General features: G+C 60.6%; 12 protein-coding genes. 8 read left to right on the forward strand and 4 right to left on the reverse strand.

Features of this window, described 5'->3' with window-relative positions; genetic code table 11:
* From ACQ4MM_RS14860 to ACQ4MM_RS14880, 5 genes are all read left to right on the forward strand, one after another.
* Positions 1–704, forward strand: a 704-nt coding sequence (locus tag ACQ4MM_RS14860; RefSeq protein WP_431478076.1) for a succinate dehydrogenase iron-sulfur subunit, incomplete at its 5' end; no start/stop codon positions are given.
* A gap of 5 nt (positions 705–709) precedes the next feature.
* Positions 710–991 (forward strand): succinate dehydrogenase assembly factor 2, encoded by a 282-nt coding sequence (locus ACQ4MM_RS14865; protein ID WP_055931468.1) that lies wholly within the window; start codon positions 710–712, stop codon positions 989–991.
* 44 nt (positions 992–1,035) lie between these two features.
* Positions 1,036–2,340, forward strand: a complete 1,305-nt coding sequence (gene gltA / locus ACQ4MM_RS14870) for a citrate synthase (protein ID WP_431478077.1) — start codon at positions 1,036–1,038, stop codon at positions 2,338–2,340.
* 400 nt (positions 2,341–2,740) lie between these two features.
* Positions 2,741–3,184 carry a hypothetical protein gene (locus ACQ4MM_RS14875; protein WP_431478078.1) on the forward strand — a complete coding sequence of 148 codons (444 nt, stop codon included), beginning with the start codon at positions 2,741–2,743 and terminating at the stop codon, positions 3,182–3,184.
* 367 nt (positions 3,185–3,551) lie between these two features.
* On the forward strand, positions 3,552–6,716 hold the full coding sequence (locus ACQ4MM_RS14880) for a S41 family peptidase (protein ID WP_431478079.1): 3,165 nt from the start codon (positions 3,552–3,554) through the stop codon (positions 6,714–6,716).
* Position 6,717: 1 nt separating this feature from the next.
* Here ACQ4MM_RS14880 and ACQ4MM_RS14885 read toward each other — a convergent pair whose 3' ends face one another.
* The 4 genes from ACQ4MM_RS14885 to ACQ4MM_RS14900 form a co-directional block, all read right to left on the reverse strand.
* Positions 6,718–7,989, reverse strand: coding sequence for a leucine-rich repeat-containing protein kinase family protein (locus ACQ4MM_RS14885; RefSeq protein WP_431478080.1), 1,272 nt, complete (start codon positions 7,987–7,989; stop codon positions 6,718–6,720).
* A gap of 1 nt (position 7,990) precedes the next feature.
* Complete coding sequence (locus tag ACQ4MM_RS14890; RefSeq protein ID WP_431478081.1) at positions 7,991–8,398, reverse strand: DUF2251 domain-containing protein; 408 nt, start codon at positions 8,396–8,398, stop codon at positions 7,991–7,993.
* A gap of 44 nt (positions 8,399–8,442) precedes the next feature.
* On the reverse strand, positions 8,443–8,814 hold the full coding sequence (locus tag ACQ4MM_RS14895) for a BlaI/MecI/CopY family transcriptional regulator (RefSeq protein WP_431478082.1): 372 nt from the start codon (positions 8,812–8,814) through the stop codon (positions 8,443–8,445).
* Positions 8,815–8,950: 136 nt separating this feature from the next.
* Positions 8,951–9,799: an MBL fold metallo-hydrolase gene (locus ACQ4MM_RS14900; RefSeq protein WP_431478083.1), complete on the reverse strand. Its 849-nt coding sequence runs from the start codon at positions 9,797–9,799 to the stop codon at positions 8,951–8,953.
* A gap of 100 nt (positions 9,800–9,899) precedes the next feature.
* Here ACQ4MM_RS14900 and ACQ4MM_RS14905 point away from each other — a divergent pair, with 100 nt between their 5' ends.
* The 3 genes from ACQ4MM_RS14905 to odhB all read left to right on the forward strand — a co-directional run bounded on the left by ACQ4MM_RS14905 (position 9,900) and on the right by odhB (position 15,143).
* Positions 9,900–10,799, forward strand: a complete 900-nt coding sequence (locus ACQ4MM_RS14905) for a LysR family transcriptional regulator (RefSeq protein ID WP_431478207.1) — start codon at positions 9,900–9,902, stop codon at positions 10,797–10,799.
* Positions 10,800–10,973: 174 nt separating this feature from the next.
* The gene (locus ACQ4MM_RS14910) at positions 10,974–13,829 is read left to right on the forward strand and encodes a 2-oxoglutarate dehydrogenase E1 component (protein WP_431478084.1); all 2,856 of its coding nucleotides are present in this window, start codon (positions 10,974–10,976) and stop codon (positions 13,827–13,829) included.
* A gap of 75 nt (positions 13,830–13,904) precedes the next feature.
* On the forward strand, positions 13,905–15,143 hold the full coding sequence (gene odhB / locus ACQ4MM_RS14915; protein ID WP_055931498.1) for a 2-oxoglutarate dehydrogenase complex dihydrolipoyllysine-residue succinyltransferase: 1,239 nt from the start codon (positions 13,905–13,907) through the stop codon (positions 15,141–15,143).
* Positions 15,144–15,164 lie beyond the last annotated feature (21 nt).

Genomic DNA, 15,164 nt, shown 5'->3' on the forward strand with positions numbered 1-15,164 from the left:
GCACTCTCAAATTCAAGATTTACCGTTACGATCCGGACAAGGACGCCAAGCCGTACATGCAAGACCTGACGGTCGAGCTGAAAGACACCGACAAGATGCTGCTGGACGCACTGCAGCGCATCAAGTCCGACGTTGACGACTCGCTGTCGCTGCGCCGCTCCTGCCGCGAAGGCGTGTGCGGTTCCGACGCGATGAACATCAACGGCAAGAACGGCCTGGCCTGCACCACCAACCTGAACGAGCTGAGCGAGCCGATCGTGCTGCGCCCGCTGCCAGGCCTGCCGGTGGTGCGCGACCTGATCGTCGACATGACCCAGTTCTTCAAGCAATACCACTCGATCAAGCCGTTCCTGATCAACGACTCGATCCCTCCGGAGAAAGAGCGCCTGCAGTCGCCTGCGGAGCGCGAAGAGCTGGACGGCCTGTACGAGTGCATCCTGTGCGCCTGCTGCTCGACTTCCTGCCCATCGTTCTGGTGGAACCCGGACAAGTTCGTCGGCCCGGCCGGCCTGCTGCAAGCCTACCGCTTCATCGCCGACTCGCGCGACGAAGCCACCGGCGAGCGCCTGGATAACCTGGAAGACCCGTACCGTCTGTTCCGTTGCCACTCGATCATGAACTGCGTCGACGTGTGCCCGAAAGGCCTGAACCCTAACAAGGCGATCGGCAAGATCAAGGAACTGATGGTGCGTCGCGCCATTTAATAAATATGGCCGAACTCGAAAAACGAGCGCATCAGGCCGATCCGACCAACCGTGCGCGCCTACGCTGGCGCGCACGACGGGGCCTGCTGGAAAACGACCTTATCCTGACTCGTTTCCTCGATGCGCACGAAGCAGGATTGACCGACGAGGAAGTGGACGCGTTCACGCGACTCCTCGATTTGTCGGACAATGCACTGATGGATCTGGTCTTGGCCCGTAAGGAGCCGGAAGGCGAAATAGACCTGCCGCATGTACATGCGTTACTGGCTCGCCTGCGCCAAGCCTGAGTTAAGTTTTTTTATTTGCTGCATCTCTCCCAAAGGAAGAGTCCATGAACATCTCTGATACCAAAGCAACGCTATCGTTCTCCGACGGCAGCCCATCGGTCGAAATGCCGATCTACAAGGGCACCGTGGGCCCGGACGTCATCGACATCCGCAAGCTGTACGGCACCACCGGCAAGTTCACCTACGACCCAGGCTTCATGTCGACCGCGTCGTGCAACTCCTCGATCACCTACATCGACGGTGACAAGGGTGAGCTGCAGTACCGCGGCTACCCGATCGAGCAACTGGCCGTGAACGCCGACTTCATGGAATCGTGCTACCTGCTGCTGAACGGCGACCTGCCGAACGCAGTGCAGAAGAAGCAGTTCGTCGACACCGTGACCAAGCACACCATGGTGCACGAGCAGATGCAATTCTTCTTCCGCGGCTTCCGCCGCGACGCGCACCCGATGTCCGTGCTGGTTGGCACCGTCGGCGCGCTGGCATCGTTCTACCACGACTCGCTGGACATCAACGATGCCAAGCAGCGTGAAATTTCCGCCATCCGCCTGATCGCCAAGCTGCCGACCCTGGTCGCCATGGCATACAAGTACTCGGTTGGCCAGCCGTTCGTGTACCCACGCAACGACCTGTCGTACTCCGCCAACTTCATGCGCATGATGTTCGGCAATCCATGTGAAGAGTACAAGGTCAACGACGTGCTGGTGCGCGCCCTGGACCGCATCCTGATCCTGCACGCAGACCACGAGCAGAACGCTTCGACCTCGACCGTCCGTCTGGCCGGTTCGTCGGGCGCCAACCCGTTCGCCTGTATCGCTGCCGGTATCGCTTGCCTGTGGGGCCCTGCCCACGGCGGCGCGAACGAAGCTGCGCTGAACATGTTGAAAGAAATCGGCACCGTCGACAAGATCCCAGCCTTCATCGCTCAGGTGAAAGACAAGAACTCCGGCGTCAAGCTGATGGGCTTCGGTCACCGCGTGTACAAAAACTTCGACCCGCGTGCGAAGCTGATGCGCGAAACCTGCCACGAAGTGCTGCAAGAGCTGGGCCTGCAAGACGACCCACTGTTCAAGCTGGCCATGGAACTGGAAAAGATTGCGCTGAACGACGAATACTTCGTGTCCCGCAAGCTGTACCCGAACGTGGACTTCTACTCCGGCATCGTGCAGTCGGCACTGGGCATCCCGGTGTCCCTGTTCACCGGCATCTTCGCCATGGCCCGTACCATCGGCTGGATCGCCCAGTGGAACGAAATGATCGCCGACCCAGAGCAGAAGATCGGCCGCCCACGCCAGCTGTTCGTCGGCTCGGCAGTGCGCGACGTGCCTCCGCTGAAAGACCGCAAGTAATCTTGCAGCTTTCCTGGCAATAAAAAAAGCGAGCTTCGGCTCGCTTTTTTTTGGGGAAAATTCGGCGCCAAATTCGGTGCCAGGTCTGTCATTCGGACAAGCATGAAGCACTATTGATTTAGCTCGAAAAGTCATTTTCCGCGACGTCGCGGGTGATGTGTGAACGCCCGTATTGGAGAGTATTGAGAATTATCAAAAGTGCGTGTTGGCTGTCCGAATGACAGACCTGGCACCGAATTGGGCACCGAATTGTGGCAACGAATTCGCCAGGCTCGGTATCGTTAATTGCTACTCATGGGAGCGCCATGCTAGCACTGAAAATCGAACTGCGGATCCCCTAGAATAGGGACGTCCAAGCATGCCATGATGCTAATCCTTATATTTAGCAAGGAAATAACGCATGTTGAAATGGATTGTTTTGGTGACTTCAATGTGGGTGACTCCGTCCTGGGCCGCCGATATTCAAGAGCTGCAACTGGATGACATGCGGCTGTCAATTCCTTATGCGGAGTTCGTCAAAGTGCGGCCGCAAGCGGCAGGCCAAAACAATTGGTATATGTATTCTCCTGCGCCAAAAGATAAGAAAGAGCTGGGATTTCCGGTGCGTGGATATATGCGTGGCTTTGATAGCGGGCGCGGTTGTTCGGCCGCGATAGGATTCTCGAAAACGGCGGTGACCGATCAGGGCGGCGCCCGTTTTAGTTATTGGGAAGGGCCGGGTGCTTACGCTTCGATCGATAGATATGCCAAAGGTGGCGAAACCTTTGGCGTCTCCTTGCAGATGACACTGAAGACTTGCCCTGATAGTGCGGACCAATTCAAGACGCGTCCACCAATTAAATAACGATTCAACGGTGAATTGAACCAGCAGGATGCGCGCTGCGGCTCCATTCTCGCTGGTTCATGCCGATAATTGGCATGTTCAGGCTCAAATTTGGTTCGAAAGTGTTGTGGTTTTCCGTGTGGGGGCTGGGTTCTGTTATCGTTGAGTCCGTCCGCCGCTGCAGTCCAAGTACTTTCCCATCATGGAGGCTTGCTTGTTCACCAGTCGTACCCTCATATTCGCCACAGCGTTGGCACTCCCACTTGCGGCTCAAGCCGTTCCGAATACTTCCGATACCCGCCTGCTATCCGATCCGGCAATTTCAAAAGACCACATTGGGTTTATTTATGCCGGCGATGTCTGGCTGGCGGATCAGAATGGCCACGATGTGCGTCGCTTGACTTCCGACGTTGGCGAAAAATCCAATCCCTACTTTTCTCCGGACTGCAAGTCGATCGCCTACAGCGCGAATATTGACGGCAATACTGACGTATTCATCGTCCCGATTTCGGGTGGCATCCCCCGCCGCTTGACCTGGCATCCGGGCCAGGATCTGGTGCAGGGATTTACGGCGGATGGCGCTCAGGTGTTATTCACTTCGCCGCGCGTGGCATTTAATAACCGATACCGCAACCTGTTTACCGTACCTGTGGGTGGCGGCGTAGAAACAAAGCTGGAAATTCCCAACGCGGCACGCGCGACATTTTCCCCGAATGGGCGAGGCATTGCATATAACCCGACTTCACCGGCATTCCTGCAGTGGAAGCGCTATCGCGGCGGCTTGAATTCGATTATCTGGTTATTTAATCGAGATACCCAGATGGTGGAGCGCATCCCGCAACCGGCCAGCCGTGTCAATGACGTTGATCCGATGTGGGCAGGGGAGAAAGTCTATTTCCGTTCGGACCGGGACGGCGAGTTTAATCTCTATGTCTATGACACGCGCAGCAAAGCGATTAATCAACTGACCCGTCACACCGATTTTCCGGTATTGAACGCCTCACTATCCGGTAACCGGATTCTGTATGAGCAGGCCGGGTATTTGCACATGCTCGACCTTGATTCCGGGGCGACTGTGGGGCGCAGGCTGGCGATTGGCGTCAGTGCCGACCTGGGGCTCTCGCGTGAGCGCTGGGTGCGCGGGGCGAAATACATCCGCAATTCATCGATTTCGCCGTCCGGCGCGCGGGTGGCGTTTGAATTCAGGGGCGATATCGTGACGCTTCCGGCTGAGAAGGGCGATATCCGCCACCTCACGCAAACGCCGGGTGCCCACGAGCGCAGCCCAGCATGGTCGCCGGACGGGCGGCAGGTGGCCTACTTTTCCGATGAAAGCGGTGAGTATGCCTTGCATGTCAGGCAACAGGACGGCAAGGGCGAACTGCGCAAGTTCAAGCTGAACGGTTCCGGATTCTTTGAGCGCGCCGCCTGGTCGCCGGACAGCAAGAAGATCGCGTTCATTGATAATTCCTGGACGCTGTACTACATCGACCTGGCCACGGGCGTGCAAAAGAAAGTCGCCACTGAGCCGATGTATGGCGTCGACAAGTCGCTGCGCGGCACCTGGTCACCAGATTCGCGCTTCATCGCTTACACCCTCAACTCGCTGAGCTACACGCGCACGGCGTATATCTACGCGCTGGACGAGGATAAGTCGCACGCGGTAACGGATGGCCTGTCCGACGTTGCCAATCCGGTTTTCGACCGCAACGGCAAATACCTGTACTTCTTCGCATCCACCGATGCGGGGCCGAGCAACAACTGGTTCTCGCTGCAGAATCAGGACAACCGCCCGACGCGCTCACTCTGGCTGATGGTGTTGCGTAATGACGTACCGTCGCCGTTGGTGCGCGAGAGTGATGAAGAGAAGGGCGTTGCCGCGCCACCGGCACCGAAGGAGCCGCCAAAGGACAATACTGCAGGCGACAAGGGCGACGAACGTGTTGTGACCGACACCAGCAACAGCCGCGGTGCCGACGCCAAGGCGAAGGCCTCTGCCGCGACGGCCAAGCCGCCGGCGCCGATACGCATCGACTGGGATGGCATCTCGACTCGCGTGATCGATATGCCGCCACCCGTCTCGCAGTACTTCGACCTGGAGGCGGGCGCGGAAGGGCAGATCTTCTTCCTGCGCGAGGTGGACGGCAAGCGCCAGGTCCAGCGCTTCGACCTGAAGGATCGCAAGACCGAGACCATCGTCGCCGAGGCGGACGACTTTGAAATCAGCTCGGACGGCAAGAAGATCGCCTGGCGCCTGAAGGAGCAGTGGAACATGGGCTCCACCACCGGCAAGTTGCTGTCGCCGTCGGAAGGCAAGCTGCGTGTGGAGTCCATCGAAACCAAGGCCGACCCGCGGGCCGAATGGAAGCAGATTTACGACGAGGCCTGGCGTATCAACCGCGACTATTTCTACGATCCGCATATGCACGGCGTGAACTGGAAAGCCATGCGTGAAAAATATGCCCAGTTTCTGCCCGACGTTGCCACGCGCAGTGACTTGAACCGCGTCATCCAGTGGCTGTGCAGCGAATTGGCGGTCGGTCACCATCGTGGCGGTGGCGGCGATAACTTCATCGACGCCAAGCCGGTGCCGGGTGGCCTGCTGGGCGCGGACTATGAGATCGCCAATGGCCGTTACCGCTTCAAGAAAGTCTACGGGGGCCTGAATTGGAACCCGACGCTGCGTGCGCCATTGACCGAGCCTGGCCTGAACGTGAAAGTGGGCGAGTACCTGCTGGCGGTTGACGGCCGTCCACTGGCGCCGCCGACCAACCTGTATAGCGCCTTTGAAAATACGGCAAACCGTTCGATTGAAATCACGGTGGGGCCGAACGCGGACGGCAAGGGCGCGCGTCATATCACAGTCGTGCCGGTGGCGAGCGAAGATGCGCTGCGTAACCGCGATTGGGTGGAAGGGAATATCCGCAAGGTCGATGCCGCAACTGGCGGGCGCGTTGCGTATGTTTACGTGCCGAATACGGCGGGCCTCGGCCACACCTATTTCAAGCGCTACTTCTATCCGCAAGCTTACAAGGACGCGATCATCATCGATGAACGCTTCAATGGCGGCGGCAGCCTGGCCGACTATTACATCGAATTACTGCAGAAGCAGGAGATTGCATGGTGGGCCATGCGCTATGGCGCGGACATGAAGACGCCGTCCGCTTCGATCCAGGGGCCGCGTGCAATGCTGATCGATGAAACGGCCGGATCGGGCGGAGACCTGTTGCCTTGGATGTTCCGCAAGAATAAGCTTGGCCCGCTGATTGGCAAGCGTACCTGGGGCGGCTTGGTCGGCATTCTCGGCTTCCCGATGCTGCTGGATGGCGGCACCATCACGGCACCGAACCTGGCGTTCTGGACGCGTGAAGGCGGTTGGGGCGTTGAGAATGAGGGCGTGGCGCCGGATATTGAAGTGGACCAGAATCCGGCGGATGTGATTGCGGGGCGCGATCCGCAGCTTGAGAAGGCGATTGAGGTGATCAAGGCCGAATTGGCGAAGTCGCCGCCAAGCCGGCCGGCGCGTCCCGCCTATCCGGACAAGAGCCGTTGATTCAAGCCGCGGCCAGCCTTGCGACTGCTTCGGCAAACGCAGGGCGTGCCTCAGGTGCCGGGTGCAGGCAATCATTTGCCAGTGCCCGCACCTTCGGCAATTCATCTTCGCAGCGTTCCAGCAATTCTTCCAGCAAGTAGCCGAAGGCCCGCACTTCCAGACGCTCCAATTCAGAGGCGAGGCCGGTGCCCGGTGCGAACCTCGAAGCCCCGCCAAAGTCGCCGAGCACTGCCTTGCCTTTACCGCAGTTGAGGATGTTGTGCGCGTACAGGTCGCCGTGCACGATGCCTCGTGCATGCAGGTGCGCGGCGGCGGCGCCGATGCCGCATGCGATGCCAAGCACGGCCGCTGCGCTGAAGCGCTGGTCGTCGGCATAGACGTCGCGTGTGCAGCTTGCAAAGCTTGGTGGGCCGGCCAGGTTGCGCAAATCGGGATCGACCAGCGGCATGACCAGCGCCGGCACGCGCGCAGGATGGTCCGGCACTGTTCCAAGGACGGGAATCAGGTTGGGGTGGGTGCCTGCGCCAATGCAGGCGGCCATTTCTTGTGCCGGCAAACCATCGCTGGTCATGGCGCCTTTGTACACCTTTACTGCGACAGGCTCTCCATTGAATATTGCCTGGTGAATCACGCCGGAGGCGCCTTCGCCCAACTTGTGCTGGATTTGCAGCGCGTTCCAGGAAATGTTGGCGGCCGGGGGAATTGCGCCATCGCTGAAAGGGTTGCCGGCGAAAGCCAGCCAGGCAAGGCGTGGCATCGATGTCAGCCAGCTTGGCAGCTCTGGCAGGCAGTTGGCTGAAATGCGCAGCAGTTCCAGATTGCTGCAGTTCGCCAGTTCTGGCGGCAAAGTGCGCAAGCGATTCCCGGACAACATCAGTTTTTGCATGTCGATGCAGCGGCCGATTTCGGCGGGCAACTGCTCGATGCAATTGTCCGTCAGGATCAGCCAGCGCAGGTGCGGCGGCAAAGCGGCGGCAGGCACGCTCGCGATCTGGTTCGCCTTGAAGCCGATCATCGTCAACGAAGGGCAGCGGCCCAGCACTGCTGGCAGTTCGGTGAATTGGTTTTCGGAACAGAAGATGATGCGCAGGCGGTGCAGGCGTGGCAGGTCGTCCGGCAGGGAAGACAAGGCGTTGCCGGTCAGGTCCAGGATCTCGAGCGTATCGGCGAGGTCGAAGATTTCGTGCGGGAATTCAGTCAGGCCGCCGCGCAATTGCAGCCGCACTGCGCCGGCCAGTTCACCGTGGCGCAGTTGTTGAAGCGTTTGCATCAAATTAGACGAACAGTTTGGCGGTGTCTTCGGTCCACTCGTGGCTATGTTTGGCCCAGTCGCCGTCGCCGAGCGGCTCAGGGAAGCCGGACTGGCAGTAACCGCGCTTCGCGTCAAAGTCGAACACTGCTTGCGGCACGCCATTGATCAACAGGACTGACTTGCGCGAATCTTTCGACCAGCCGATGTGGATGTGGACGAGCTTTTCGTTATCGGCTACACCGGCCACGTCGTAGATTTGAACGCCGTCCCGGACTTTGTCGCCTTCGGCCGATGGATCCATGGCGAAGAAGTAGCCGACTTCCGTGTCGTCCTTGAAGACAACAGCGCATTTGCCGTCAGGTGAATGGGATGCGAAATGGACCTGCTGGCCGACGGTGTGGTGGCTCTCTAACTCGATCAGGACTGGCATGCTCGAAGAATGAAAAGTTTGTGTGGCCGCAGTATAGCTTGCGCCTAGCTTTCCTCGTCCAGCATTTTCTGGATTTCAGCACGTTCCTTGGCCGAAACGTGGCCGCCACGCAGCGCCGCCATCACCAGGGCCTTGCCGGAGCCGGAAAATGCCTTGTGGATCAAGTCTTTTAATAGAGAGGTCTGGATCGAGTCTTGCTGCTCGGCAGGCGAGTAGACGTGGGCGCGCTGGCTTTCGTCACGGTGCAGCAGACCCTTGGTATGCATGACTTGAAGAAGACGCAGCACGGTGGCGTATTGCATATCCGGCCGCGTGTCCACAGCCGCCTCGTGCACCTGCCGCGCCGTCGCGGGCCCCAGCGCAAACAAAAGGCGCAGCATTTCCAGTTCGCTAGGGGTAGGTTTCGGCAAGGCCATGATAGATCCAGTGAGAGCAACGATGGATCTAGAATAAATGATCTAGACAGAAAAGTCTAGACCTGCCCAATGGATGGGCCCGTGTCACACCTGGGGTGTGACCCCAAGGTGTGACACGGGCTGGGCTGTGGCGCTGTTACCAGGCCAGCTCGCCTTTGGCGACTTTGGCGCTCAGTTGCAGGGCGCTTTCGAGGCCGGCTTGCGGGTAGGCGGATTTCATGGCGGCAACCAGGGCGGCACTGTTGGCGGCGGCTGGGGTGGCGGCTTCGAAGCGGCGCACGTAGCCGGCAGTGTAGCTGATGGCGTCTGGCGTCAGGGCGGAGCCGGGGGCGAAGTGGCCGGGGACGACGGTGACTGGCTTCAGGCTGGCCATTTCATCCAACACGGACAGCCATTGGGCGCGCGATTCTGGCGTCTGGGTGTCGGCCATCCATACGTGCAGGCCTTTGAACAGCACCACGCCGCCGACTACGGCTTTGATCGATGGAATCCATACGTAGCTGCGGTCGCCCTGGCCTTTGACTTGCAACTTTTGGCCTTCCAGTTCGATGTCGCCTTGCAGCAGTTCCGGCATCACCACGCCTTGTGGGGCGTTGGCGCCGAGGATCGGCCCCCAGTAGGCGACTTTGGCCTGGGCTTTCTTTTCCATGGCGGCGATGGTGGTGCCGCGTGCCACGATGCGGGCTTGCGGGAAGGCGGCTTTCAGCACGTCCAGGCCGAAGTAGAAGTCCGGGTCGCCGTGGCTGACATAAATAGTGGTCAGGCGCTTGCCGCTGGCTTTGATCTTGGCCGCCAGCTTTTCAGCTTCGGCGCGCGAGAACTGGGCATCCACCAGCACGGCGTCTTTCTCGCCTTTGACCAGCACGGAGGCGACCGGGAAGATGGCGGCTTCGCCCGGGTTGAATACTTCGAGGGTGAGCGGGGCGGCGGATGCGCCAACCGTGGTTGCGGCGAAGGCGGCTGCGGCGAGGGTGTGCTTGATCATGTCTGTATTCCTTTTGGTGAGTGGATGACGCCAGTGTAGGCCTTTAGTCATGATCGAAAAATGGGGTATATTGAAACTGTTTATTGCATATATCGATCAAATGGACCGCATCGCTTCCGCCAACGTCTTTGTCGCCATCGCTGAACGGGGTAGCCTGGCTGGAGCTGCCGAGGCGCTCGATATGTCGCGTGCCATGGTGACGCGCTACCTGGCCGAGATGGAGCAGTGGGCGGGGGCGCGGCTGCTGCACCGGACCACGCGCCGTCTGGGCCTGACTGCGGCGGGGGAGGTGACGCTGGCGCGTTGCCGCGAGTTGCTGGCGCTGGCCGGGGCGATTCCGGCGGCGGGCGATGCGGGGGCGGGTGAGCCGAGCGGCTTGCTGCGGGTGGCCTGCGCGCAGTTCCTGGCGCAGACGGCGCTGGCCGATGCCTTGGCGAACTTCCTGCGCCGGTATCCGCAGGTGACGCTGGACCTGCAGGTCGATAACCGCGCCGTGAACCTGGTCGAGCAGCGCATCGACCTGGCGATCCGTATTACGAATGCGCTGGAGCCGAACCAGATCGCGCGCAAGCTGGGCGAATGCCGCTCGATGCTGGCGGCGGCGCCGTCCTACCTGGCTGAACATGGCGTGCCCGCCGAGCCGCAGGACCTGGCGCGCCATAACTGCCTGGCGTATAGCTATTTCGGCAAGAGTGTCTGGTCGCTGGCGCGTGATGGCGAGCCGCCGCAGGAGGTGCCGGTCGGCGGCAGCCTGTCCTCGAACGAGTCGATGGCCTTGCTGGCGGCGGCCGGGCAGGGCGCCGGCATCGCCATGCAGCCGCGCTTCGTAGTGCAGCCGCTGGTGGCGGGCGGGGCGCTGGTGCAGGTTTTGCCGGAATGGCAGCCGCAGGCGCTGGGAATTCATGCCATTTATACATCGCGCCAGCACATGCCGCCTGCACTGCGGGCTTTGCTGGATTACCTGGCCGACTGGTTCGCCCGCCGCGGGGCCGAGTTTTAGTTGTTTCAGTTCAATGACAGTGCTATGCTAGGCGACCGTTTTTGGAAAATCTGGAAACAACAGAGCCCTTCCCCACAACTTGATGTGCAATCCGCTAACCGGTCAGGCCGTGTCGCGGAAGGTTTGAACAACCCGCTAATTCCTCGCGAAGCGCGAAGAAAGGTGAGCAAAGAAATGATGCAACAACAGACGTCCAATTCCTACCTGTTTGGTGGGAACGCGCCGTACGTAGAAGAACTGTACGAGGCGTATCTTGAAAATCCTGGCTCCGTGCCAGACAACTGGCGCCAGTATTTCGACGCCATGCAGAACGTGCCGGCAGTTGACGGCAGCGCCAAGCCAGACGTCGTTCATTCGTCCGTCATCGCCTCCTTCGCCGAACGCGCGAAAGCGGGTCCAATCCGCACCATCGTCGCTTCGTCCGACGCCGAAATGGGCCGCAAGCGCGTGGCCGCCACCCAGCTGATCGCAGCCTACCGCTACCTGGGCTCTCGCTGGGCCAACCTGGATCCGCTGCAGCGCCAGGAACGTCCGAGCATTCCTGAACTGGAACCGTCGTTCTATGGCTTCACCGACGCCGACCAGGACACCGTATTCAACATCAGCAACACCTACTTCGGCCCAGAGACCGCGACCCTGCGCGACCTGACCAACCTGCTGAAGGACACCTACACCCGCTCCGTTGGCGCGGAGTACATGTACATCTCCGACCCAGCCGAAAAGCGCTGGCTGCAGGAGCGCCTGGAGTCGATCCGTTCGACCCCGGCATTCACCGCCGAAAAGAAAAAGCACATCCTGGAGCGCCTGACCGCTGCTGAAGGCCTGGAGCGCTACCTCCACACCAAGTACGTCGGCCAGAAGCGTTTCTCGCTGGAAGGCGGCGAGACTTTCATCGCTTCCCTGGACGAAGTGATCCAGCGCGCCGGTGAAAAGGGCGTGCAGGAAATCGTGATCGGCATGGCCCACCGCGGCCGCCTGAACGTGCTGGTGAACACCCTGGGCAAGGCGCCTAAGGACCTGTTCGAAGAATTCGAAGGCAAGCACGCCGACGACCTGCCGGCCGGCGACGTGAAATACCACCAGGGCTTCTCGTCCGACATCTCCACCGCAGGCGGCCCGGTCCACCTGTCGCTGGCGTTCAACCCGTCCCACCTGGAAATCGTCAACCCTGTGGTTGAAGGTTCGGTCAAGGCCCGCATGGACCGCCGCGGCGACGCGCACGGCGCGCAAGTGCTGCCGATCCTGGTGCACGGCGATGCTGCATTCGCTGGCCAGGGCGTTGTGATGGAAACCCTGAACCTGGCGCAGACCCGCGGCTACGGCACCGGCGGCACCGTGCACATCGTGATCAACAACCAGATCGGCTTCACCACCTCCGATCCGCGCGATGCACGTTCCACCATTTACTGCTCCGACGTCGTGAAGATGATCGAAGCACCTGTGCTGCACGTGAACGCCGACGATCCTGAAGCCGTGGTACTGGCTTCCCAGATCGCCCTGGACTACCGCCTGCAGTTCAAGAAAGACATCGTTGTCGACATCATCTGCTTCCGCAAACTGGGCCACAACGAGCAGGACACCCCGGCGCTGACCCAGCCGCTGATGTACAAGAAGATCGCCAAGCACCCAGGCACCCGCAAGCTGTACGCGGACAAGCTGGCAACCCAGGGCGTGATCGCGGCCGACGGCGGCGACGCCATGGTGGCCGCTTACCGCGCTGCGATGGACCAGGGCAAGCACACCGTCGATCCAGTGATCTCCAACTTCAAGAACAAGTACGCCGTTGATTGGCTGCCGTTCCTGAATCGCAAGTGGACCGACGCGGCCGACACCGCCGTGCCGATGACCGAACTGAAACGCCTGGCAACCGCCATCACCACCGTGCCTGAGAGCTTCAAGGTGCACTCGCTGGTGGAGAAGGTCCTGGCTGACCGTTCCAACATGGGCAAGGGCGAGATGAACCTGGACTGGGGCATGGGCGAACACCTGGCCTTCGCGTCCCTGGTTTCTTCCGGCTACGCAGTGCGCCTGACCGGCCAGGATGCCGGCCGCGGCACCTTTACCCACCGCCACGCCGTGCTGCACGACCAGAACCGTGAACGTTGGGACGCTGGCACCTATATCCCTCTGCAGAACATCGCGGAAGGCCAGGCGCCGTTCACCGTGATCGACTCCGTGCTGTCCGAAGAGGCAGTGCTGGCCTTCGAATACGGCTACTCGACCGCCGAGCCTAACACCCTGACCATCTGGGAAGCCCAGTTCGGCGACTTCGTCAACGGCGCCCAGGTTGTGATCGACCAGTTCATCAGCTCCGGCGAAGTGAAATGGGGCCGTGCTTCCGGCCTGGTCATGATGCTGCCGCACGGTTACGAAGGCCAGGGCCCGGAGCACTCGTCGTGCCGCCCGGAGCGTTTCCTGCAGCTGTGTGCTGACAACAATATGCAAGTTGTGCAGCCGACCACCGCATCGCAGATCTTCCACGTACTGCGCCGCCAGATGGTGCGCCAGTTCCGTAAGCCGCTGGTGATCCTGACTCCTAAGTCGCTGCTGCGTAACAAGGACGCTGGCTCCGCGCTGGAGCAACTGGCCAAGGGCGCGTTCCAGACCGTGATCGGCGAGGTGGACGAGTCGATCGACGCCAAGAAGGTCAAGCGCGTGGTCGCCTGCTCCGGCAAGGTGTACTACGACATCGTGAACACCCGCAAGACCCGCGGCGTGACCGATACCGCCATCGTGCGTATCGAGCAGCTGTATCCGTTCCCGCACAAGGCGTTCGCCGCTGAACTGAAGAAGTTCCCGAACCTGACCGAAGTGGTATGGGCACAGGACGAGCCGCAGAACCAGGGTCCTTGGTTCCAGATCCAGCACAACATCTTCGAGGCAATGGAATCGGGCCAGAAGCTGGCATACGCCGGCCGCCCAGCTTCCGCTTCGCCTGCCGTGGGTTACTACGACAAGCACTACGCGCAGCAGAAAGACCTGCTGGAAACCGCGTTCTCGAAGCTGAAAGGCTTCATCCTGACCAAGTAATCGCATCGCATTAGCGGGTGAGCCGCCTGCCACGAGCAGGCGGCGCTAAAAAACACAAAATTCGGAGTAATACACATGGCACAAATCGAAGTTAAAGTTCCTCAACTGTCGGAATCCGTCGCTGAAGCGACCCTGCTGGCCTGGCACAAGAAAGTCGGCGAGGCAGTGGCGCGCGACGAAAACATGATCGACATCGAGACCGACAAGGTTGTCCTGGAACTGCCAGCACCGGCCGCAGGCGTGGTTGTGCAAGTGATCAAGGCCGACGGCGCCACCGTGGTTGCCGGCGAAGTGATCGCCATCATCGATACCGACGCTGCTGCAGGCGCAGCCCCTTCGGCTCCAGCCGCTGCCGCTGCACCAGCTGCCGCTGCCCCAGCCGCATCCGCCGACAAGTCCGGCGTTGCCATGCCAGCCGCTGCCAAGATCCTGTCCGAAGCCGGCATCGCCGCTTCCGACGTTGCCGGTTCCGGCAAAGACGGCCGCGTGACCAAGGGCGACGCCCTGGCTGCTGCCGCTGCACCAAAACCAGCCGCTCCGGCACCGCTGGCGCCAGCCGCGCCTAAGGCACAACTGCAGAAGGTTGCTGCGCCAGCCGCCGCCAACCTGGGCGACCGTCCGGAAGAGCGCGTGCCGATGAGCCGCTTGCGCGCACGTATCGCCGAGCGCCTGGTTGAGTCCCAGTCCACCAACGCGATCCTGACCACCTTCAATGAAGTCGACATGAAGCCAGTCATGGACCTGCGTAACAAGTACAAGGACAAGTTCGAGAAAGAACACGGCGTGAAGCTGGGCTTCATGTCCTTCTTCGTGAAGGCCGCTGTGCACGCGCTGAAGAAGTACCCGATCCTGAACGCTTCGGTTGACGGCAACGACATCGTCTACCACGGCTACTTCGACATCGGTATCGCGGTGGGTTCCCCACGCGGCCTGGTGGTGCCAATCCTGCGTAACGCAGACCAGATGAGCATCGCCGAGATCGAGAAGAAGATCGGCGAATTCGGCCAGAAAGCCAAGGAAGGCAAGCTGACCCTGGAAGACCTGACCGGCGGTACCTTCTCCATCTCGAACGGCGGTACCTTCGGCTCCATGCTGTCGACCCCGATCATCAACCCACCACAATCGGCAATCCTGGGCGTGCACGCCACCAAGGACCGCGCTGTTGTCGTTGACGGCCAGATCGTGATTCGCCCAATGAACTACCTGGCGATGTCCTACGACCACCGTATCATCGACGGCCGCGAAGCCGTCCTGGGCCTGGTAGCAATGAAGGAAGCCCTGGAAGATCCAGCACGCCTGCTGCTGGACCTGTAATCGAAGCCGGCCGCCCGTGAG

This window comes from Massilia eburnea, assembly GCF_050709955.1.
Lineage (GTDB): Bacteria > Pseudomonadota > Gammaproteobacteria > Burkholderiales > Burkholderiaceae_D > Rugamonas > Rugamonas eburnea_A.

What these genes read in the sequence shown, in the direction of transcription:
- ACQ4MM_RS14910 (WP_431478084.1), top strand. Translation starts at nt 10,974, where the DNA reads ATGATGCAACAACAGACGTCCAATTCCTACCTGTTTGGTGGGAACGCG.
- ACQ4MM_RS14890 (WP_431478081.1), bottom strand. Translation starts at nt 8,398, where the DNA reads ATGCCAGTCCTGATCGAGTTAGAGAGCCACCACACCGTCGGCCAGCAG.
- ACQ4MM_RS14905 (WP_431478207.1), top strand. Translation starts at nt 9,900, where the DNA reads ATGGACCGCATCGCTTCCGCCAACGTCTTTGTCGCCATCGCTGAACGG.
- ACQ4MM_RS14900 (WP_431478083.1), bottom strand. Translation starts at nt 9,799, where the DNA reads ATGATCAAGCACACCCTCGCCGCAGCCGCCTTCGCCGCAACCACGGTT.
- ACQ4MM_RS14895 (WP_431478082.1), bottom strand. Translation starts at nt 8,814, where the DNA reads ATGGCCTTGCCGAAACCTACCCCTAGCGAACTGGAAATGCTGCGCCTT.
- gltA (WP_431478077.1), top strand. Translation starts at nt 1,036, where the DNA reads ATGAACATCTCTGATACCAAAGCAACGCTATCGTTCTCCGACGGCAGC.
- odhB (WP_055931498.1), top strand. Translation starts at nt 13,905, where the DNA reads ATGGCACAAATCGAAGTTAAAGTTCCTCAACTGTCGGAATCCGTCGCT.
- ACQ4MM_RS14875 (WP_431478078.1), top strand. Translation starts at nt 2,741, where the DNA reads ATGTTGAAATGGATTGTTTTGGTGACTTCAATGTGGGTGACTCCGTCC.
- ACQ4MM_RS14865 (WP_055931468.1), top strand. Translation starts at nt 710, where the DNA reads ATGGCCGAACTCGAAAAACGAGCGCATCAGGCCGATCCGACCAACCGT.